This is a genomic window from Fibrobacter sp. UWT3, assembly GCF_900230125.1.
Classification (GTDB): Bacteria; Fibrobacterota; Fibrobacteria; order Fibrobacterales; family Fibrobacteraceae; genus Fibrobacter.
Genome location: NZ_OCSS01000001.1, coordinates 703,593 through 725,027, shown reverse-complemented (window position 1 = coordinate 725,027; position 21,435 = coordinate 703,593). Strand labels below are relative to the sequence as shown.

17 protein-coding genes are annotated in these 21,435 nt (G+C 55.7%); 11 read left to right on the top strand and 6 right to left on the bottom strand.

Annotated elements, in window-relative coordinates:
- The first annotated feature begins 19 nt into the window (after positions 1-19).
- Both ffh and CRO08_RS02985 read left to right on the top strand, forming a co-directional pair.
- Entirely contained in the window at positions 20-1,378 is a 1,359-nt protein-coding gene (gene ffh, locus CRO08_RS02990; protein ID WP_072809714.1) for a signal recognition particle protein, read from the top strand.
- Positions 1,379-1,567: 189 nt separating this feature from the next.
- Entirely contained in the window at positions 1,568-3,067 is a 1,500-nt protein-coding gene (locus CRO08_RS02985) for a glutamine synthetase family protein (protein ID WP_097034989.1), read from the top strand.
- 53 nt (positions 3,068-3,120) lie between these two features.
- Here CRO08_RS02985 and priA read toward each other — a convergent pair whose 3' ends face one another.
- A complete protein-coding gene (gene priA, locus CRO08_RS02980) occupies positions 3,121-5,196 on the bottom strand; it encodes a primosomal protein N' (protein WP_097034988.1) in 2,076 nt (691 codons plus the stop codon).
- Positions 5,197-5,343: 147 nt separating this feature from the next.
- Here priA and CRO08_RS02975 point away from each other — a divergent pair, with 147 nt between their 5' ends.
- The 3 genes from CRO08_RS02975 to CRO08_RS02965 all read left to right on the top strand — a co-directional run bounded on the left by CRO08_RS02975 (position 5,344) and on the right by CRO08_RS02965 (position 10,442).
- Complete coding sequence (locus tag CRO08_RS02975; RefSeq protein ID WP_097034987.1) at positions 5,344-8,235, top strand: DUF349 domain-containing protein; 2,892 nt, start codon at positions 5,344-5,346, stop codon at positions 8,233-8,235.
- An 88-nt stretch (positions 8,236-8,323) separates the two neighbouring features.
- Positions 8,324-9,298 carry an L-threonylcarbamoyladenylate synthase gene (locus tag CRO08_RS02970; RefSeq protein ID WP_097034986.1) on the top strand — a complete coding sequence of 325 codons (975 nt, stop codon included), beginning with the start codon at positions 8,324-8,326 and terminating at the stop codon, positions 9,296-9,298.
- A 115-nt stretch (positions 9,299-9,413) separates the two neighbouring features.
- Positions 9,414-10,442: a PD-(D/E)XK nuclease family transposase gene (locus CRO08_RS02965; RefSeq protein ID WP_097034985.1), complete on the top strand. Its 1,029-nt coding sequence runs from the start codon at positions 9,414-9,416 to the stop codon at positions 10,440-10,442.
- 33 nt (positions 10,443-10,475) lie between these two features.
- Here the strand turns inward: CRO08_RS02965 and CRO08_RS02960 are convergent, their stop codons facing one another.
- Both CRO08_RS02960 and CRO08_RS02955 read right to left on the bottom strand, forming a co-directional pair.
- Positions 10,476-11,258 carry a M15 family metallopeptidase gene (locus CRO08_RS02960; RefSeq protein WP_255252222.1) on the bottom strand — a complete coding sequence of 261 codons (783 nt, stop codon included), beginning with the start codon at positions 11,256-11,258 and terminating at the stop codon, positions 10,476-10,478.
- Positions 11,259-11,263: 5 nt separating this feature from the next.
- Complete coding sequence (locus CRO08_RS02955; protein WP_097034984.1) at positions 11,264-13,612, bottom strand: hypothetical protein; 2,349 nt, start codon at positions 13,610-13,612, stop codon at positions 11,264-11,266.
- Between the two features lie 81 nt (positions 13,613-13,693).
- Between CRO08_RS02955 and CRO08_RS02950 the strand changes: the two genes are divergently transcribed.
- The 6 genes from CRO08_RS02950 to nth all read left to right on the top strand — a co-directional run bounded on the left by CRO08_RS02950 (position 13,694) and on the right by nth (position 18,636).
- Positions 13,694-14,545 carry a nitrilase-related carbon-nitrogen hydrolase gene (locus CRO08_RS02950; RefSeq protein WP_097034983.1) on the top strand — a complete coding sequence of 284 codons (852 nt, stop codon included), beginning with the start codon at positions 13,694-13,696 and terminating at the stop codon, positions 14,543-14,545.
- A gap of 242 nt (positions 14,546-14,787) precedes the next feature.
- On the top strand, positions 14,788-14,928 hold the full coding sequence (locus tag CRO08_RS16900; protein ID WP_175547209.1) for a hypothetical protein: 141 nt from the start codon (positions 14,788-14,790) through the stop codon (positions 14,926-14,928).
- 12 nt (positions 14,929-14,940) lie between these two features.
- Entirely contained in the window at positions 14,941-15,300 is a 360-nt protein-coding gene (locus CRO08_RS02945) for a hypothetical protein (RefSeq protein ID WP_141398208.1), read from the top strand.
- Positions 15,301-15,564: 264 nt separating this feature from the next.
- The gene (locus CRO08_RS02940) at positions 15,565-16,824 is read left to right on the top strand and encodes a phosphotransferase (RefSeq protein ID WP_176495038.1); all 1,260 of its coding nucleotides are present in this window, start codon (positions 15,565-15,567) and stop codon (positions 16,822-16,824) included.
- A 331-nt stretch (positions 16,825-17,155) separates the two neighbouring features.
- Positions 17,156-17,944, top strand: coding sequence for a serine O-acetyltransferase (cysE, locus tag CRO08_RS02930; protein ID WP_097034979.1), 789 nt, complete (start codon positions 17,156-17,158; stop codon positions 17,942-17,944).
- A gap of 68 nt (positions 17,945-18,012) precedes the next feature.
- Positions 18,013-18,636 (top strand): endonuclease III, encoded by a 624-nt coding sequence (gene nth / locus CRO08_RS02925; RefSeq protein WP_097035708.1) that lies wholly within the window; start codon positions 18,013-18,015, stop codon positions 18,634-18,636.
- A gap of 66 nt (positions 18,637-18,702) precedes the next feature.
- Here nth and CRO08_RS02920 read toward each other — a convergent pair whose 3' ends face one another.
- Genes CRO08_RS02920 through nadC form a run of 3 tightly spaced genes read right to left on the bottom strand, consistent with a single transcriptional unit; the run spans position 18,703 to position 21,407 of the window.
- On the bottom strand, positions 18,703-19,641 hold the full coding sequence (locus CRO08_RS02920; RefSeq protein WP_097034978.1) for a UDP-glucuronic acid decarboxylase family protein: 939 nt from the start codon (positions 19,639-19,641) through the stop codon (positions 18,703-18,705).
- Between the two features lie 41 nt (positions 19,642-19,682).
- Positions 19,683-20,528 carry a type III pantothenate kinase gene (locus CRO08_RS02915; protein WP_097034977.1) on the bottom strand — a complete coding sequence of 282 codons (846 nt, stop codon included), beginning with the start codon at positions 20,526-20,528 and terminating at the stop codon, positions 19,683-19,685.
- 15 nt (positions 20,529-20,543) lie between these two features.
- Complete coding sequence (gene nadC, locus CRO08_RS02910) at positions 20,544-21,407, bottom strand: carboxylating nicotinate-nucleotide diphosphorylase (protein ID WP_097034976.1); 864 nt, start codon at positions 21,405-21,407, stop codon at positions 20,544-20,546.
- Between the last annotated feature and the right edge of the window lie 28 nt (positions 21,408-21,435).

The window sequence follows — 21,435 nt, the reverse complement described above, 5'->3', positions numbered from 1 at the left end:
TTCTATATTTGCGCTCACTATGTTTTCACAGCTGACCGACTCTCTAGAATCTACCCTCAAGAACCTGCGCGGGCAGGGCAAGCTCACCGAAGAAAACGTCGCCGAATCGCTGCGCGAAGTGCGCCGCGCCTTCCTCGAAGCCGACGTGAACTTCAACGTGACCCGCGACTTCGTGAAGGCCGTCAAGGAAAAGGCCCTCGGGAGCGAAGTCCTGAACTCGGTGACCCCCGGTCAGCAGATTGTGAAAATCATCCACGACGAACTCGTCGCCGTGATGGGCGGAGAAACGAAGGAAATCAACCTCTCCGGTCCCGCTCCGGTGGGTATCATGATGGCGGGCCTCCAGGGTTCCGGCAAGACGACCTTCGCAGGCAAGATTGCCCTCTGGATGCGCAGCAAGAAGAAGAGGAAACCGCTCCTCGTGGCAGCGGACGTGTACCGCCCTGCAGCCATCAAGCAGTTGCAGGTGCTCGGCAAGTCCATCGGCATCCCGGTCTATGAAGAAGGCCAAGGCGACCCGGTGGAAATCATCAAGCACGGTTACCAGTACGCAAAGGACAACGGCTTCGACCTCGTGATTTACGATACCGCAGGCCGCCTGCAAATTGACGAAGAGTTGATGCAGGAACTCGAGAAGGCGAAGGAAGCCGTCCACCCCGACGAAATCCTGTTCGTGGCCGACGCGATGATCGGTCAGGAAGCGGTGAACGTGGCCGAGACCTTCTGGCAGCGCCTCTCGTTTACGGGCGTGTGCCTCTCGAAGATGGACGGCGACACCCGCGGCGGTGCGGCACTCAGCATCAAGAAGATGACGGGCGTGCCCATATGCTTTATCGGCGTGGGCGAAAAGCTCCCCGATATCGAGCTGTTCCACCCCGACCGCATGGCGAGCCGCATTCTCGGCATGGGCGACGTGGTGAGCCTCGTGGAAAAGGCGCAGCAGGTCATCGACGAAAAGGATGCGAAGGACCTCAAGAAGAAGATTCTCAACAACACGTTCGACCTGAACGACTTCCTGAACCAGCTCCGCACCATCAAGAAGCTCGGCCGCATCAAGGATATCCTCGGGCTCATCCCGGGTTTGAACAAACTACCGCTCGACCAGATTGACGAGAAGCAGTTAGTTTATGTGGAAGCCATCCTCAGTTCCATGACCCCGAAGGAAAGGAAGAAACCGCAGATTCTGGACGGGAGCCGCAAGAACCGCATCGCGAAGGGCTCGGGTACCGAAATTTCGCGCGTGAACGCCGTGCTCAAGCAATACGACGACATGAAGGAAATGTTCAAGAAGGTGGGCGACATGGCCCGCAAGCAGAACAACGGCGGCCAGATTGGCAGCAACTACACGCCGCCCAAAGTCAAAAAGAAAAGAAAATAAAGACTAGGGAGGGGTTCTCCCTCGTAGGCACCTATGGTGCTGTTTTACGAAAATAATTACAAAATGACGTAATTTTACACTATATGAAAAAATTTTTCGTATAATGCTTTCTTTTTTGTAAGAAAAATGGTAGATTGTAGACAGTATTATTTCCAAAAAGTGAAAAAACAACAAAAAAAAGGAAAATAAATGGCATCTACCTCCTATTCCGCTAACGCGCTCGTCACGGCCCTCAAGAAACCCCGCGACAAATTCACCAAGGAAGATATCAAGAAGTACATCTTCGACAACGGCATCCGCCACCTGAACTTCATGTATGCAGGCGGAGATGGCCGCCTGAAGACCCTCAACTTCGTCATCAACGATGCCGACTACCTGGACGAAATCCTCAGCTGCGGCGAACGCGTGGACGGTTCATCGCTGTTCAGCTACATCGAAGCCTCTTCTTCCGACCTCTACGTGGTGCCGAAATTCTCCTCCGCATTCATGGACCCGTTTGCAGAACTCCCGACTCTCTGCCTGCTCTGCAGTTTCTTCAACAAGGATGGACAGCCGCTCGAATCCTCCCCGGAATACACGCTCCACAAGGCATGCGAAGCCTTCAAGAAGGAGACCGGCATGGAATTCCAGGCCATGGGCGAACTGGAATACTACGTGATTGCCGACGACATGGGCGAATTCCCGGCCGTTGACCAGAGGGGTTACCACGAATCTGCACCGTTCGCGAAGTTCAACGAGTTCCGCCAGCAGTGCATGCTCTACATCGCACAGGCCGGTGGCCAGATCAAGTACGGCCACAGCGAAGTGGGCAACTTCACGCAAGACGGCAAGCTCTACGAGCAGAACGAAATCGAGTTCCTCCCCTGCCCAGCAGAAGACGCGGCCAACCAGCTCACCATCGCCAAGTGGATTATCCGTAACCTCGGCGCACAGCTCGGCCTCGACGTGACGTTCGCCCCGAAGATTACCGTGGGCAAGGCGGGCTCGGGCCTGCATATCCACATGCGCATCATGAAGGACGGCAACAACCAGATGCTCAAGAACGGCGTCATCAGCGAAACCGCCCGCCGCGCCATCGCCGGCATGATGAAGCTCGCCCCGTCCATCACCGCGTTCGGCAACCAGAACCCGACATCTTACCTGCGCCTGGTGCCCCACCAGGAAGCCCCGACCAACGTGTGCTGGGGTGACCGCAACCGCTCCGTGCTCGTGCGCGTACCGCTCGGCTGGGCTTCGAAGACCGACCTCTGCAAGATTGCGAACCCGAACGAGAAGGGCACGAGCAACGACACGCACCAGAAGCAGACCGTGGAAATGCGTTCCCCGGATGCCAGTGCCAACGTGTACCTGCTCATGGCCGGTCTCTGCGTCGCCTGCCGCTACGGCCTCTCCCTCAAGGACGGCCTGAAGGTGGCCGAACAGACCTACGTGAACGTGAACATCCACAAGAAGGAAAACGCGAAGCTTTTGAGCAAGCTCGACACGCTGCCCGACAGCTGTTCCGCATCCGCCGACTGCCTTGCCAAGCAGCGCAAGGTGTACGAGGAATTCGGCGTGTTCAGCCCGGCGATGATCGATGGCATCATGGCACAGCTCAAGGCCTTCAAGGACAAGACGCTCCGCGCCCAGGTCACGAAGTCCAAGACCGCCATGCAGAAGCTCGTGAAGACGTACTTCTACTGCGGCTAACACATCGTGCGCAATTTCAAAACAGGGTTCCGGTTTTTACCGGGACCCTTTCTTTATTCGATTTCCACCTTGATATCTACGCCGGGGAACACGGGTTTCGGCGCGTTCACGACAGGCGAAAGAATACGGCGCACCGCCGAGAGGTCGTTCGACTTCAGGTACAGTTTTACCCAGCGAACGTTCTGCACCACGGGGATAAACGCATCCACCGGGCCCATGACCATCAGGCTCTTTTCGGCACGGCAAAGCGCTTCCACGCGGGCGACAGCATCGCGCAGGGCGCCCTCGTCACGGCTCCCGAAGGAGACCTCCACCATCTTGCAGAACGGCGGGTAAAAGGCGTCCTTACGGTCGCGGGTTTCCATCTCGGCAAAGCCCGTAAAATCGTGGTGGAGCGCGAAGTTCATCACCGGCTCGTTCGGGTTCTGCGTCTGGATTAGCACGCGGCCCGTCCCCCCGGCACGGCCCGCTCGCCCCGCCGTCTGGCTCAGCAACTGGAACAGCCTCTCCGTACTGCGGAAATCGGGCATCCCGAAACCGCTGTCGGCACCCACGACGCCCACGAGCTTCACGCCCGGAAAATCGTGGCCCTTCGCGACCATCTGCGTGCCGAGCAGGATGTTGTATTCGCCCTTCCGGAACGATTCCAGAATCTTCTCGACCGAGCCCACGTTCTGCGTGGTATCGCGGTCCATGCGCACAATCTTTGCATCCGGCACCCACTCCAGGATTTCTTCCTCGAGCTTTTCGATGGCACCGCCAACGAACTCGTATGTTTCGGCCCCGCAGGCACGGCACGGCGTGTTCACCGGGTAAAGCAGCCCGCAGTAGTGGCACAGCAGGGAATTGTACTGCCTGTGGTAAACGAGCGGCACATGGCAGTTCTTGCAGTAGAGCGTCTCGCCGCATTCCCCGCAAATGCGGACCTTGGAATACCCGCGGCGGTTCATGAGCACAATCGCCTGGTCGCCATCCGCAACGCACTTCACGAGGGCGTCGCGCAAATCGGGCGACATGAGGATTCCCTTCTGCTGGCGCACCTTCCCCATATCGACGATGTTCACCTCGGGCAGGCTCGCCGACGTCGCGCGCTTCTGCAACTTGAGGTATTTTAATTTATCTGTACTTGCGTTATGGAAAGTTTCGATGCAGGGGGTCGCGCTCCCGAGTACCACGAGCGCCCCGTACTTGTAGGCCAGGTGGAACGCGAGTTCGCGGGTATGGTAGCGCGGGGCGGGGTCCTGCTGCTTGAACGAGGAATCGTGTTCCTCGTCGAGAATCACGACATCGAAATCGAACGGTGCAAGTATCGCGCTCCGGGTCCCGAGAACCACACGCGCGCTCCCTTCCAGAATCGAGACGAAGGATTCGCGCCGCTTCGGGGCAGAAAGCGCCGAGTGCAGCACGTGCACGGGCACCTGTAAAAAGTCCTCGAACCGGCCCGCCGTCTGCGGGGTCAACCCGATTTCGGGAACGAGAATCAAGACGCGCAACCCGCGGCTCAACGCCTCGTAGGCAAGTTCCTGGTACACGCGCGTCTTGCCGGAACCGGTCACGCCATGCAAGAGCGAGCCCCGGAAGCCCGTACCCGAAAGGTCGGACACGAGCGAGTCGAGCGCTACCCGCTGTTCGTCGGTAAGCGGAGGCACGTCGGGGCGCGCGGGCATCTGGGCAGCCGCACCTTCCTCGCCCGAAACTTCGCCCGCCTCCGCTTGCCTTGCCGCAAGCGCATCGAGATACTTCCCGAAATCGGCAGGCCAGAACACGTCCAGCGCCTTCATCGGCGTGCTTATGTAGTAACGCGCCACCCATTCGAGCGATTCCATGTACCGCTCGTTAAAAACGTAGCCCGACGCATGCGGGTAGGCGCACCGCACGTTGAACGCGGGGCGCTCAGAATGCACCTTCGCGACAACCGCAAGCGATGGCACCTTGCGTGTGGCAAACTGCACCCAGACCACGCTCCCCCGCCGGATTTCAGGGCCGGCAAACAGCCCGGAAGGAACCCCGTAAGTGTAGACGGAGGGCGCCTGCGGGATATACACCTCGCAGAACCGCTCCAGCGTTTCCGGGGCGTGTTTCACCCGAATTTGCTCGGGCGCTTCCGTTTTGGGTATGCGTTTTGCCATTTTACCCCCAAAGATAGGTAAACTGCACCCCGTTTCTACCCGTTTATTTGCCAAAAAAACAAGATTTTCTTAAACCACTTGTAATCTTTTTATTTAGATTATGATACACGGACCTTATCAAGGCCCGCCAACTTACTGGAGATTCCTATGAGCTTATTGGATGCATTGAGACCGAAATGGCAGAATTCCAACCCTGAAAAGCGACTCGAAGCTGTCGAAGACATGGACGTTCGCGAACAGAGCACCTTGGAACGCATTGCCCTTTCGGATGAAGATAGTAGCGTTAGAACCGCAGCCGTTAAAAAACTTACCCTGATTCCGTCCCTTTCGGCAATTTCGAAGAAGGACAGCGAGGCAGGTGTACGTCGCTTGGCTGAATCGCGTTATTTTGAAGAAGTCACCAAGATGCTCAAGGACTATCGTGAACCGGCAAACGAGGAAGTACTCAAGTACGTAGACGACATCAAGGACACCCGCTATGCCGAAGAACTTGCAAAATCCATGCCCAACTCCGAGCTCCGCCTGGAACTCATCAAGAAGACGGGCAAGGTCAACGTGCTCACGTACGCCGCCAATAAGGATGCCAAGGAAGAAATTGCAAAGACCGCAGTGGACCGCATTGAATCGGAATCCTCGCTCACGGATATTTCGAAGAGCTCGAAGCACTCCTCTGTAAGGAAAATCGCCATCGAAAAGATCCGCGCCAAGAAGGAAGTCGAAGACGGCGGCAAGAGGGCCGAAGCCCTGCTCAACGGCAAGAGGAACGCGCTTATCCAGCAGGCGCACTCGCTCGCCGGCAAAAAGAACCCGCAAGAGGTCAAGGACCAGTTCGAAGCCCTGATGAACGAGGCGAAAACCCTCGGCATGGGCGACAAGCAGGCAACCCTTGACGAAATCTACGCAAGCTACAAGAAGTTCCTCGCCGAAGCCGATGCCGAACGCGCTGCCGCCGAAAAGGCGAATGCCGAGAAGGAGGCGAGCAAACAGCAGCTTTCTGCCCTCCTTGAAGAATTCGAGGGCATCATCGCCTCTGACAATGCAAGCGAAAAGGCAGACCGCATCGCCGAAATCGTTGCCGAGTGGAACGAGAAGAAGTCCATCATGGATGCAGAATCGGTAAAGCGCTTCAATCTCGCACTCCTCAAGAGCCAGGAACTCAAGAAGGCCGACACCGCAGTTACCGAAACGGAAGTTGACACTGCCGACGAGGACAAGGCCCGCAAGCAGTTGCTTGACATGTTGCAGGCCATCGCCGATTCCGAAGTTTCGGAAACGACCCAGAAGCACGTGCACTCCATCGTGCGCGAATGGGAAAAGCTCCCGCTCCTCGAAGGTTCCGACCTGAACCTCCAGAGTTACAACGCCCTGCGCAACAAGCTCAAGGAAAAGATTGCGGCCTTCGAAGAGACCGCCCAGAAGCGCTACGAAGAAAACGCCGAAAAGCTCCGCAAGCTTATCGAGCGCGTAAAGGGCTTCGACGAGAACGAAGACTTCAAGAACCTGAGCCAGAAGCTCCGCGACACGTTCGCCGAATGGAAGAACATCGTGGGCGAACAGAAGTTCAAGTACCACGACCTGTGGCTCGAGTACAAGAGCGCTACCGAGCGCTTCCAGGAAATGCGCCAGTGGGAATCCTGGCACAACGAGAAGGACCGTGCAGGCATCCTCGAAGAGATGGAAATGCTCGCCAAGGAACCCGGTAGCCAGGACGTGCTCAACAAGCTGCGCGAATTCAGCAACAAGTGGAAGAACATCGGCCCCGTCTCCCCTGCGAAGTTCGCGGAATTCCGCGACAAGTTCCAGGCCCTGTTTACCCAGATTCGCGACAACTGCTCGCAGTTTATCGAAGAACGTGAAGTCGAACGCCAGAAGAACCTCGAAAGCAAGCAGGAACTCTGCAAGAAGATCGAGGACCTGGTCGCCGACACCACAATCTTCTGGAAGGACAAGTACAAGGCCATGCAGGAAATCCAGGAAAACTGGAAGAACATCGGCATGGTGCCCAAGGAAAGCCTGAACGCGCTTATCGAAAGGTTCAAGGCCGCATCGAACGCATTCTTTGCCCAGTACAAGGAAAGCATCAAGCAAGAAGACCAGAACCGCGAGACGAACCTCGAGAAGAAGATGAAACTCATCGAGGAAGCCGAAGCGCTCAAGGAATCTACCGACTGGAACGCGACATCCAACAAGCTCAAGCAGTTGCAGGATGCCTGGAAGTCCACCGGCCCCGTGCCCAAGAGCAAGTCCGAAGAAATCTGGACCCGCTTCCGCAGTGCGTGTGACGCATTCTTCGACAAGAAGCGCAGCCACTTCGAGGAGATGGACAACGAGAAGCAGGCCAACCTCGCGAAGAAGGTCGCCCTTTGCGACAAGCTCGACGCGATGGATACAAACAACGTAACTGCAGAAGCGACCGAAGCCATCAAGGCCATCCGCGAGGAATGGAAGGCCATCGGCATGGTGCCGAAGGAATCCGTCGAGGCTATCAACGAGCGGTACAATTCCAAGATGAACCTGTTCATTACCGCCATGGCAGCAAGCGACGAAGGCCTCAAGAAGCAACTCGAAAAAGTCAAGGCCCGCAAGCTGGAACTGATTGGCAAGGTGAAGCAGTTCGCCGAAAGCGCAGGTTCTAACCAGCTCGCCGATGCCGTCCGCGACATTCAGAAGGAATGGCGCGAGCTCGGATCTTGCGGCGTCGAGGATTCCGAAATCCACAAGGAATTCCGTAGCGCCTGCGACGACTTCTTTACCCGCCGTCGTGACCAGCTCGACATCCAGGAACAGGCCCGCGAGAACAACCTCCAGAAGAAGCAGCTCCTGTGCGAACAGGCCGAAGACCTGCTCACCGACCTGAGCGAGGCCACCGTCGCCGCCGCGATGAACAAGGTGAAGCACCTGCGCAGGCTGTGGAAGGAAGTCGGTGCGGTTCCCCGCGAACAGTCCGACAAGATCTGGAAGCGCTTTAACGGAGCATGCGACAAGGTGTTTGCGTTCGGCCGCAAGGACGAACCTGCAGCACCGAGCAACCCGGCATAACGCCCTAGGGCTCGCGCCCGGCAAACATCACTACAATATTTAATGGATGGTAGAAACTTACCATCCATTTTCTATTTTTGGGAATGCAATGAAATTCCCTCCTTGGACAAGCGTTTCGGAAGCAGCCGACCTGCTAAAGGCCGGCGAGGTCGTCGCCATCCCGACAGAGACCGTCTATGGGCTTGCGGGGAACGCATACAACCCCGAAGCGCTAGCGAAGATTTTTGCCGCCAAGGAGCGCCCGACGTTTGACCCGCTTATCGTGCATATTGCCGACATCGCGGAACTGGAGAACGTCGCCCGCGACATTCCCAAAAGCGCATACCGGCTGGCGGAAGCCTTCTGGCCAGGCCCGATGACCATCATCCTCCCGAAGAAGGACTGCATCCCCGACCTGTGCACGAGCGGGCTGCCCTCGGTGGCGGTAAGGTTCCCGAGCCACCCCGTAGCGCAGGCGATTATCAAGGAATCGGGACTTCCGCTTGCAGCCCCGAGCGCAAACCTGTTCAAGCACGTGAGCCCCACCACCGCAGAGCACGTGGCCGCACAGCTTGCGGACCGCATCGCGGGAATCGTCGATGGCGGGCCGTGCTCCGTAGGGGTCGAAAGCGCCATCATCTCGCTTGCAGGGGACATGCCGACAGTGCTCCGCCCGGGGGCGATTACGCCCGAGATGTTCAAGGCGGTGCTCGGCGAAGTCGCCGTCAAGGAATCCACAAGCAAGCCCGGGCAGGCCATGCAGGCGCCGGGCCAGTGCGATACGCATTACCGCCCGCAGGTGCCGCTGTACTTCGGCGAAGTACCCGCAGGTTACAAACTGCCGGAGCATACCGCACGCATCGCGTTCGGGAACCAGGCCGGAGCGATTCCTGCCACAGTGAACTTGTCTGCAACGGGTGACATGACCGAGGCGACCGCAAGGCTATACGCCTACATGCACGACCTGGATACGCCCGATTACGATTTGATTCTTGTGGACCCGATACCCAACAAGGGAATCGGCATCGCCCTGAACGACCGCCTCAAGCGCGCCAGCATCAAGACATTGCCCCTTACTGATTAAAATCCATAAATCAGTGATTTAAGCGATTAATCAGCAGGTCGCACTTCCTGAGAATGCCGTTTTTCGCACAAATTCGCCATTTCTTGATTGGCACGCTTCTTGCAATTATAGGGGCATGGAAAAGACTCGCCAACAGAAAATTAGGGAGAAGGAAGCGGAGATTCGCAAGCAAAAGTTCTTCGACCCGACATACGACCCTGTATTCAAGAAAATCTTCAAGAACAAGAAGAACCTCATCCACTTCTTGAATGCGGTCTTGCACCTTGAAGGGGATAGCAGGATAAAGTCCGTAGACCACCTCAAGCCGACAGTCAAGTTGCGGAACCAGGCTGGCAACGAGAAATCGGGCAGTTTCGACATACACGCAAGGACAATGTGCGGGAAGTTCATCGACGTAGAGATGCAACGTGCAATTCAAGAGGATTTCCTAGATCGCATCGAACTATACTCCATGCTGCTTTCTGCCAACGCAAAAATTGCGATGGATGCCGAGGCAACCGCGAAACAGCGGGAAGAACATCCCTACCTCATGCCGACGGTGTATTCCATATGGATCTGTAACTTCAGGGTGCCGTTCTGCAGGCATTTTCGCGAAGAACTGGCGCTTTTCCGCACTGCCGACGTGGGAAAGCCCCACCCCTTGACGGTCTATCCTAAGAAAAAGTATATTATCATAGACTTGACCCGGTATGTCCCACAGGAGGGCGAATCACTGGAAAACCAGTGGATAGAACTCTTCAGGAACATGCCGACAGCAAATGCCATGCCGCACGGCGTAGACAAGGTCGTGAGGGCAGTCTACAGGCAGTTACTGGTCAGCAAGGCGAAGGCAAGGTTTATTACGGAGGTCGCGACGGGTATGATTGACAGGGATGAATACAACGCATGCATGAGCTACGCACGCAACAAGGGCCGCGCAGAAGGACTAGAGAAAGGTCTTGCAGAAGGGCGTGCCAAGGGCCGCGCAGAAGGACTAGAGAAAGGTCTTGCAGAAGGGCGTGCCAAAGGACGCGCTGAAGGAGAAAAGCGCGGAGAAGCACGAGCAAACAGGAAATTTGCGACCGAAAAGAAAAAAATTGCCCAGTTTCTCCGGTCAAAAGGCGTTTCCGTCAAGTTGCTAAACGCGGCAATGGCGATAAAGTAACCCGTATTATAGGCGAACCATTCAATAGCCGGTTTACATCGGGAACAGCGGGTAGTGTTCCTTGGTATAGGCCCGCGTGTAGGCGTTAAAGTGCCACCATTCGCTTGAAAGCGAAACCCAGCCGGCACGCTTCATGATGCTGCGCAAGAGTTTGCGGTTTTCGACCTGCTGCTGCGTGAGTCGCCCGCTATTGAGGGCATCGGCCTCGCCCACCTCGCCCGCACAGCGCTCGAACGAATCGAAATCTGTCCCCATGTCGAGCAAAGCGCCCGTGGAATCAGCCAGCGAAAGGTCCAGCGCGAGGCCGTAATTGTGGAGCCCGCCCGTCTTTCCCGACGATACATAATTCGTGTAAGGCGTGCCCACGACCGCCTGCTTGAGCACGGATTGCGCGTACATCGGGCGCGCCGCATCGAATATCACGAGCGTGTAACCGGGCAGTTCCTTCGCGATAAGTGAAAGCGAACGCTTCAACTTCGGCAAGGCATCGCGGTGCACAAACGCCCGCTGGATTCCGCAGTACATGTCATGCCCCGTTACGTTGTTAAAAGTCCCGTAACGCAGGTCCATGCGCAGCCCCTTCATGTTCGTGATTTCTACCAGGTTCGTATCCTTGCTCGCGTATTCTACCCACTGCTTGGCTGCGGTACAGAACCGCAAGGGTTTCTCGGGTTTCTTGGGTTCAAACGGGATGTCCGTCTCGTAGGCAAAGCAAAAGGCAGCCCCCCATAAAACTGCAATTAAAAGAAACGCAATAGATGTCCTTGCCGAACAAGTGCGGCTGCGACATGACGACACCGAAAAAACACTTTTCATTGCCGCTAAATTCCCAGCTGGACTTCGACGCCAAACTGGAAGTAGAGTCCCATGCCCTTCGCCATGAAGGGTTCTAGCCTGAAGCCGTTCTCCGAGTTCTTGTCGTTATCTTGCGTGACCCACGAGCGTTCACGCGCATTCTCGGAACCGAGGAACTTCAGCGCACTCACATCGAGTTCCGAGAACAGGTTGTCCAGTTCCAGGTAGAAACGCGACTTGCGGAAGAAACCCTTCTCGCGAATGATGTCAAGATTCACGCGGATGTCCGTCCTGAACATGTCAGTAAATTCGTTCAGGTCACGAAGCATGCGGGTTCCGTTCTCGCGTGTCATCGGGTCTGACGGCGTTATCCGGTAATAGTACAGCGGGCGGTGCAACGCGGCATGGTGCGTGAGGATAATCGAGAACAGCGAATCCTTGCGCGGGTAGAACCTGAAGTGCGAAATGATATCCAGCCTGGAGTTCGCTTCCCACGGGAGCGAGCCCTCGTCCAGTTCGTATTCTCCGTAGACGGAACTCACGTTCGTCGCCATCGAGAAGTGGTGCGAGGTCTTCCATTCCATACGGGCATTCGCGCCGAGCACCCAGGCATAATTCACCGGCGTAATATCCTTATACTGCGCATAAGCCTTGGGCAGAGGCATCACCGGGTCGAAGTAGTAACGGCCAAAGCCGCTCGCCTGCGCAATCAAGTACTTGGAGTTGTAGCCCATTCCAAGCTTTGCAGACGCACCCGTCTCAAGGCGCCCCGTAAGGTCACCGTCATCGTAAAGGTGCTTCCAGTCGCTACGGTACGCGGCATTACCGAACACGCGCCAGTACGTGGTATCCTTTTCGGTCAGGTTCTTCTCGAAATCAACAGACGCCGTCGGGCGTGCATTGTGGTCCATCGCATCAGCTACCGCACCAAGCGAGAATATCGTCTGCGAGTAGTCGCCCTTCCAATCAAAACGGCTCACTCCCGAAAGTATGCCCGTCTGGTAGTCATCGGGCTGCGACCCGCCAAAATCAATGTAGCTGCGGTCAAGGAGATGATGTTCGTAAAGCAGCGCCCCGCTCACGGCAGAACCGAGCAACTTGGTCTTAAACTGCTTGTCGGCGCCCACGCTGAAGGTCGTATGCGTTTGCTCGTAGGCATCAATAAACGCGGCCATCTCCTTCGTCGAGGCGTTGCTCCTGAAACCCGTAGTGTCTTGGATTGTATCGCTCAGGTACTCGCGCACAACACCCGCATGCAGGCTCGTGCCGAACTTGGAGGCGTATTCCGCACCCACGACAAGGTAGGTCTGTTCGCCCCTGATAATATCGACCGAATTCACCTCATCGTACGCTGTCGAGGTATCCTGGCTTATGGAATATTCGTCCATGCTGTAGAGGGCTCGCAGCGCCCACGTGTTGCCCATGGAATCAGAACCGTTCAACTGCGTGTAGAAATCCATCGCCGTAAGGTCGAACGGGTCCGACGACTTCACGCGGCAATCGCTCGCGCAGTCACCATCGCGCTTCTTGAATTCGGTAAAGAACTTCTCGCCCAGGTTCTTGAGCATGTCGCCATCGAGCCTGCGGAAGGCGAAGCGGAAACTGTCCCAGAACAGGAACGGGGAATCGAACTGGATTTCCTGGAGCGTAAGGCCCGCAGAGCCCTTGAGCCCCCACTCGCCCTTCGTCTGCTCGGGAATGTACTGCACCGAGGTCGCAAGTCCCTGACCAATCGGGCCGCTACCGTAGTGGTCGTGAATTTCGATGCCGCTCAGTATGTGCGGGTTCACAACCGAAAGGTTGCCCGGGAAACCGATATCTAGGTGACGCATGTTGGGTATGCGAAGCCGCCCGAGGTGGTACGCCACGTCACCCGCGCGGGAACCCTCGTAATAGAGAGCGCTGCTGAAATCCTTCTGGCCCGAAATACCGGGCATCTGGCTCAGGTGTTCCGTAATATCAAAACGCATGCCTGCCGCATCCTCGAGCTTGTCGAGCGACACCTTGCGTTCCGGTTCCCACTTCACTGGTTCACCGCCACCGACAATCGTACTCGAGCCCAAGTCGCGCAAGTCGCTCGAAAGCGTCACGACCATATCGAGCAAATCCGCATAATCCTGCAGGTCCACGTACACACTGTCGTAACCCTCTTTCTGGAACACGAGGGAAGCGTTCTTGGAATCTACGGTAAACTCGAAACGGCCATCCGAAGAAGTCTTTGCAAGTTTCTTGCCCGAACGGTAGGTAATCTGCACGCCATCAAGCGGGAGGTCGGACCCCATCTCGAGCACAACACCCACGACAGGCGTAGGCGTCGCCGCAAAAAGGGATGTCACCAGGAACAGTGCAATAAGGAGCAGGGAGCGGAATCTCATGTGTACTAAATTAGAATTTTATAGGGTGGTGCGACCACCGGAAACACGCTGCAGTTCGGGAAAATTTATATTTCTCGCGGTATGCTTGAGATTTTTCTAGTGCAAATGGAAGTCGCGCCGAACGACAAGGCGAAAAACTTCGCCAAGGTCGAGGCGCTCACGCAAGGGATCCGCATGGAGGCCGGCTCTTTGGAAGGCAAAGCCAATGCGGGACTCATCGTGCTGCCCGAGATGTTCGCCACAGGCTACCTTCCGCTGCACCCGGAAAGCGCCGCCGAGGATTTTTCATGCGATAGCGCAGGCGAAACCGCACATTTTTTGCACAAACTAGCAAACAGGACTGGATGTGCCGTCATGGGTGCAGGGATTTCTGGTGCGGATGCAGCTTGTGTAGATGCCAAATCTGGTGTTAGGACGGTGCCGCATTGCGATGTTAGGACGGCACCTCTCACGAATCACGCGAGTATATATATGCCCGGCAACGCCACGGAATACGCGGGCTACGACAAACGCCGTCCCTTCTTTATGGAACAGGGAAAGTTCCGCGCAGGCGACAATATTAATTTATTCAAAATCAACGAATGGACCATCGCGCCGACAATATGCTTCGACCTGCGCTTCCCGGAACTCTACCGCGATGCCGTAAAGGCAGGCGCGAACCTCTTCACCGTGCAAGCCGCTTGGCCCGAAGCAAGAATCAATCACTGGAACACTTTGCTCAAGGCTCGCGCCATCGAAAATCAGGCGTATGTCGCCGCAGTGAACTGCGTTTCGCCGGATGGAAAGTACACAGGAAATTCACAAATTATCAACCCGCAAGGTGAAGTTATCGCGCAAGCGGAAGCGGGTAAAGAATGTGTAATTTCGGCGTCGTTCGACATGGAATCCCTGCTAAAATATCGCAAGGTTTTTCCAGTGCTCAAAGAGATTTAGACGACACCGAAACAAATCGGCGTGACAAAAATCACGAAAGTTTGAATGAGGCTAAATTCCGCAAAAAAACGCAATTTTTTGTAACTCATTATCGCACAATTAATTACAAAAATGCTACAAAAAAGTGTAATGTGAGCAAACATACACTCGCAAAAAACCTGCTCAAAACACTCTTCTTTTTTTGAAAAAATAAACTATTTTCTGACTAGAAAATAAGTTCCACAATCAATTTCGAGGTTCCTATGACTTCTCCCGATATGAACAAGCTGAATTACGCTAGGGCCCTCATCCGTGCAGGACTCGCGCGGGATTTGATTCTCAAAATCACATCCATTTCTGGCTACCAGTATTCCCAGATCCAGCGTGAAGTTCTCGCCGCATAACGCCTGCGCCGAATGCAACTCGTTCTGACTATTCCTGCGCAGCCCGCCACTCAGATGAAAGAGAGGCGGGCTGCGCTTCTTGCATGTTATAAGGACGGCTCGCTCCTGCTAGACGCCCGCGATTTCGAGAAGCCCGCACGCTTCTACCTTGCCCCTGCCGACGTTTTCCCGTGGGACGAATTCGTCGGGAAACTGCTTTGCGCATGGCAACTGTGCGACTACAGCGATGTGCCCCCGCAGTTCAAGCCGCTCAAGCGGATTCCGCAGTACGTTATTGACGGGTTGCCCGCAGAAACGACTGCAAACAAACTAAAAGTTCTCGCAACTCTCCGTTCGCAGGGGTACTTTAGCGCATTGACCGCACGGAAATAGGCTGGCGGGCATATAAATCGCAAAAAAAGTGCATTTATACGCCCCTGTTGGCTGAAGAAAAAAGCGCGGGGCATATAAAAACAAGGATTATCCCCTTCTTATATGCCCCCGAATGCAAAAACAATCCAGATGAAGCCTCTTTGCTCTTAAATAGCAACTGAAGGGGCGTATAAAACAAAAGATTCAAGCGCATTTATATGCCCCGCAGTCGAATTCGGGGCTTTTTTCAGGCGCGGTTTCGCGATTATTGCTATTTTCATGCACATGGATAGCATGCAAGATATCGCAAGCAAGCGCTGGTTCATGGGCAAGGGCCGCAAGATCGAATCCATCGAGACCGAGGACCGCGTCGCCATCGGGGAAACGTTTCTCTCCATCGTCCGCGTGAACTTTGCCGCAAGCGAAAACTGCGAGCCCGACCTCTACGCCATCATTGAAGACGAGACCCGCACTGCCGACTTTTTTTACGACGTGTTTTCTTGCGAGAAGGCAAGATACGGAGGAACGTCCGGCGAGTTCATGTTCATGCAGACAGAGAATTTTCCCGTAGATGTTTCCCTGCACGAGCTTTTCGATATAGCCCCGCTCGATGCCGAGCAGAGCAATTCTGCATTCGCTTCCGAACACTTTTTCTTCAAGCTGTACCGCAGGCTTTTACCGGGCATTCACCCCGAAGTCGAAATCATGGAGCAACTCGACCGCAAGCGCTCCGGCGTGAGCCCGCAGCTCTACGGCACATGCTACTACGCAGATGCCACGGGAAAACGCTACACCCTCGGGATTCTCGAAGAACGTGCAACCGGCATGCAGGATGCGTGGGCGTATTTCAACGGCGTGATGGACGCGCCGTGCGCCGAGGCTCTCGGGACAGCGACCGCGAAGATGCACCGCGCCCTTAGGGGACTCCCGGGCACGCCCGCGCAGAATCCCGAAATTCCATTTGACAAGCTGGAACATCTTTTGAACTGCGCAACGGGCAGTGAAATGCGCGAACTCGCCGAAAGGGTGAAAGCCACTTTGCCGAAACTCAAACGCATGGCGAAAGATGCGTTCGGAGCGCCAACCGGCAGCGAGTTGTCCGCACCGCAGCGCATCCACGGGGATTACCACCTGGGGCAAGTGCTGGTTGCCGCCGCAACGACCGCGCAGTCTTTAGCCAAGCAGGCATCAAGCGCGCCGGCCTTCAAGATTCTCGATTTTGAAGGCGAACCTACCCGCAGTCTCGAATACCGCAGGGCACTGCGCTCCCCGCTTGTCGATGTCGCCGGCATGCTGCGCAGTTTCCAGTATGCGGGAACTACATCCGGGTTCGACAGCACCGCGTGCGAAAAGGCCTTCCTCGAAGGCTACGCGCAAGCCGCGCACGTAGATGCAGGCAACGCGCAAATCGACCTCGACACCCTCGAGCGCGCAGTCACCCCGTATATTCTAGCGAAGGCCGTTTACGAGGCCTGCTACGAACTCGAGTTCAGGCCCGGATGGTTCCACATCCCAGCCCGCGCGCTCATTAAACTCGCCGACTAGCCCGCCTTCCCGTTTTAAATGTTCTTTCCCACAAAAACAATTGCAGATAAGTATCTTTAGCAGATATAAATTTTTCCTGCTTTTAGAAATTCTTTATAAGAAACAAACAGTCTTATAAATGGAAGGCGTCGGCCACAACCGATCAAGGCGAGTGCCGCGGCCATACTTGTATGGCCATGGCTGAGCCGTAAGGTTGGCGCTTGCGCCAGGATGGGGAGGGTGCAGGGAGGGGCCCGTGCGGCCTTCGCAACTCTGAGCTGGGGCCCCTCCCGCATCATTTTAAACCGGATTAACATAATACGGCACGCAAATTTCTATATTTGCTTTCGCTATGACAGTCGAAGAAATGGAAAAGCGCCTCCGCGACGAGGCCTCGGAACTAGCCGCCAACGAACCGCTCTCGAAGCTCATGCTCGAAGAGCAGGTGTTGAACCGCAAGAACTTTGCCGACATGCTATCCGTAACGCTCGCCTGTCAACTCGCGGGCGAAGTCATCGACCGTGCGGAACTCGAGAAGATGTTCAACGCGCTGTACATCAAGTACCCCGAACTGCTCGTTTCCGCCTGCAAGGACTTGAACGCGACCGTACTCCGCGACCCCGCCTGCACCAGCTACCTCGAACCGCTCCTGCTGTTCAAGGGGTTCCAGGGCCTGCAGGCCTACCGCGTGGCACACGCCCTCTGGACAGAGAACCGCCCGTTCCCCGCAAAAATGCTCCAGAACATCATCAGCCGCAAGTTCGGCATGGACATCCACCCGGCCGCAAAAATCGGGCACGGCCTCCTGATTGACCACGCGACAAACATCGTCATCGGCGAGACGGCAATTGTCGGGAACAACGTGAGTTTCTTGCACGGTGTGACGCTTGGCGGTACCGGCAACGAGACCGGCGACCGTCACCCAAAAATCGGAAACGGCGTGATGCTCGGTGCACACGCCCAGCTGCTCGGCAACATCCACATCGGCGACTGCGCGAAGATTGGTGCGGGCGCGGTGGTGCTCTGCGACGTTCCTCCGCACACGACATACGCAGGCGTCCCCGCCGTCGAAGTCGGCCACCCGACCGACGACATGCCCAGCTTCAACATGCAACAAGACTTCACGCGCGATTGCGACTAAACTAGACGAAAGTACGCTGCGCCGCAATGCGGCTCGCTACAGACGAAAGACGAAAGGAGGCGCAGGACATGAAAAAAACGGACAAGATCAAGTTCATCGGCGAAAAGCTGGACGAACTCTTCCCGAACCCGCCGATTCCGCTGGACTACTCAAACGCCTACACGATGCTTGTCGCGGTCGTATTGAGTGCGCAATGCACCGACATCCGCGTGAACCAGGTAACGAAGGTGTTGTTCAAGAAAGCGAAAACGCCCGCCGCCATGGTCAAGCTCGGCATTGACGCGATTGCAGAAATCATCAAGCCGTGCGGATTCTTCAACACGAAAAGCAAGAACATTTACAACCTGTCAAAAACGCTCGTCGAGAAATACGGCGGCGAAGTCCCCCGCACCTTCGAAGAACTTGAATCACTCCCCGGCGTAGGCCACAAGACAGCAAGCGTCGTGATGAGCCACATCTTCAAGATTCCCGCCTTCCCCGTCGATACGCACATCCACCGCCTAGCCAAGCGCTGGGGACTATCGGACGGCAGTAGCGTGGAACAGACCGAGGCCGACCTCAAGAAGATTTTCCCGAAGGATGAATGGGAAAAGCGCCACCTGCAGATTATCTACTTCGGGCGCACGTACTGCAAGGCAATGGGTCACAAGCCCGAAAACTGCCCTATCTGCAAAGTAGTAGGCTGTAAGTAATCCTATTAAAAGAAATAAAGTTGCCCGGTCAAGCCGGGCATGACAAGTCCTAGTATCTGCAAACTGCTAGCGTTCGCACTTGAGCAGTTCCTCGAAGTAGACAATTGTCTTCTCGAGACCCTGGCGCAGCGGGATTTTCGGTTCCCAACCGAGGGCAGACTTCGCAAGATCAATGTTCGGACGACGCATCTTCGGGTCGTCACCCGGGAGAGGCTTGTACACAATCTTGCTCTTGGAGCCGGTGAGGTCAAGCACTTCCTTCGCAAGTTCAAGCATCGTGAATTCACCGGGGTTCCCGATGTTCACGGGTCCAATAATCTTGTCCTGATTCATCATGCGCACAAAACCTTCGATGAGGTCATCCACATAGCAAAAACTGCGGGTCTGGCTGCCGTCGCCGTAAATCGTGAGATCTTCGCCCTTGAGCGCCTGCACAATAAAGTTTGACACCACGCGACCATCGTTCATAAGCATGCGCGGGCCGTACGTGTTGAAAATACGCACGATGCGGATGTCCACGTTATTTTGTCTGTGGTAATCCATAAAGAGCGTTTCAGCAACGCGCTTGCCTTCGTCGTAGCAGCTGCGGATACCGATGGGGTTCACGTTGCCCCAGTAGTCTTCGGTCTGCGGGTGCACCGCCGGGTCGCCGTAGACTTCGCTAGTGCTCGCCTGCAAAATACGCGCCTTCACGCGCTTCGCCATGCCAAGCATATTGATAGCGCCCATCACGCTCGTCTTGATGGTCTTTACCGGGTTGAACTGGTAATGAATGGGGCTCGCGGGGCACGCGAGATTAAAGATGCGGTCCACTTCCAGCAAAATCGGTTCCGTCACGTCGTGGCGAATGAGCTCGAAGTTCCGGTTATCGCGCAGGTGAGCGACGTTCACCATACGGCCCGTAAAGTAGTTGTCAAGGCAAATCACCTCATGACCGTCATTCAGCAGACGTTCACACAAGTGACTACCCAGGAATCCTGCACCACCGGTAACTAAGCAACGCATTGATGCCTCCTAGACGAAAGACGAAAGACGAAAGATTGATTTTATTCATCAGAATCCTTCTCCAGTTCTGCGGCAGAATTGCCATGGAGCGCCACCAGGCGCACACCGTTCAGAGTCAAATACGGGTCGTAGGTATCGATAACCTTGCTGTGCCCCATCACCATGCGGCCCCAGCCACCCGTCGCAAACACGGGTACCTTCTTCTTGCCCATCTCGGCCTTGATTTTTTCGACAAGCGTCTCGAGTTCCGCCATAAAGCCATACAGGAGGCCCGCGCGGATGGCATCGTCAGTATTGTTTGCAATAACGTGTTCCGGCCACTCGATGCTTACCGGCAACAGGCGCGCCGCCTTCTCGGTCAAGACATCGAGGCTTGCGCTAATGCCCGGAATAATTATACCGCCAGCGAAGCCGCCGTCCTTCATCACGTCAAATGTCGTTGCCGTGCCCATATCCACCACGATGGCATCCTTGTAGCCACGGTCACGGAGTGCGATAATGTTGCACAAGCGGTCGGCACCGAGCGACGCCGGGTTCGGGTAGGCAATCGGGCAACCGAGGCAGTTCTTGGAACTTACCACCTGCACCGGGCGCTTGAGGAGCGTCTGCAGGGCCTTGATCCAAGGGCGCTCATGCGCGGGCACCACCGTCGACAGGCCCACGTGCGTAATTTCTGCCGGCTTGATTTTCGAAAAGCGCACAAGTCCGCCAATGCGGTTCATCACTTCGTCGCTAGTCGTTTCCTTGCGGGTAGTAAGCCTCCAGTGGTCCACCACCTTGTCGCCCTTGAAAATACCCAAAACCGTGTGGGAGTTGCCCACATCCACGACGAAGCTAAAAGTTTCGCGATTCGACTTCCGTACAGGTTTATCCAAATTCTTTTTCATGTGCAAATCAAAAAACTAAATGCGCATCGAGATGTCGAGAGCCTTCACGCTATGCGTTAGCGCACCGACAGAGATGTAATCGAGGCCGAGTGTCGCGATTTCCTTCGCACGTTCGAGCGTCATATTGCCCGAGCCTTCCACCAGGCACTTGTCACCGCTTTCCTTGATAATCTTCAGGGCCTCGGCCATCATCTCGTTGCTCATGTTGTCAAGCATGATGACGTCTACGCCCTTGTTCAAAAGAGCGCGCAGCTGGTCGAAGTTTTCCACTTCCATCTCGACCATCAGGCCCTGCGTGTTGTTCTTCTTCACCACTTCGAGTGCTTCGAGAACGCCACCTGCAGCAGCGATGTGGTTGTCCTTCACCAGCACCATGTCAAAGAGGCCCATGCGGTGGTTGGAACCGCCACCGACGCGCACGGCGTACTTCTGCAACGTGCGGAAACCGGGAACCGTCTTGCGGGTATCGAGCACCTTGGTTTTCCCGCCCTTCAAGGCTTCCTGGAAGGTATGCGCGACTGTCGCCACGCCGGAAAGTTGCTGGATAAAGTTCAGGAGCGTACGCTCGCCCGTCAGGAGTTCATGCGTCGTGCCGTCCATTTCGGCAATCAGGTCGCCTTTCTTCACCACGTCGCCATCTTTCTTGTGGAGCGTTACCTTCACATTTGCCTTGAGTTCCTGGAACACGAGTTCAATCACCGGGAGGCCCGCAAGCACGCCATCTTCTTTTGCAATCAGGCGGGCATGCTGCTTCTGGTCGGCAGGGATAGTCCATTCGCTGGTCACGTCGCCCGTGCGCACGTCTTCGGCAAGCGCGAGGCGAATCATCGTGAGAGCATCGTCGGTAGGGAAAACAGGTGTTGAGCAATCTCCATACATAATTATACCGCTTTTTTTCTTTCGTCTT